Source organism: Corynebacterium sp. UMB9976 (genome assembly GCF_030212265.1).
Taxonomy (GTDB): Bacteria; Actinomycetota; Actinomycetes; order Mycobacteriales; family Mycobacteriaceae; genus Corynebacterium.
Genome location: NZ_JASODY010000124.1, coordinates 1 through 257, shown reverse-complemented (window position 1 = coordinate 257; position 257 = coordinate 1). Strand labels below are relative to the sequence as shown.

The window sequence follows — 257 nt, the reverse complement described above, 5'->3', positions numbered from 1 at the left end:
TCTCGACGTTCACACCTGCACCGAATGCAACCGTTGCCAGGAGCTATGCCCAGCGTGGAACACCGGCAAACCGTTGAGCCCCCGCAAGGTGATCACGGGCCTGCGCGACGGCGTCCCCATCACCGACGACGAGCTGTGGGCCTGCACCAACTGCGGTGCCTGCGTGGAGCAGTGCCCCGTCGACATCGAGCACATCGACCACGTAGCCAACCTGCGCCGCTACCGGGTGCTCGAGGAATCGCAGGTCCCCAGCGAGC

The 257-nt window shown here is 66.1% G+C and carries 1 protein-coding gene; it reads left to right on the top strand.

What is annotated here, in order from left to right; genetic code table 11:
- On the top strand, positions 1–257 hold a 257-nt coding region (locus QP140_RS10075; protein ID WP_284759521.1), incomplete at both ends, for a 4Fe-4S dicluster domain-containing protein.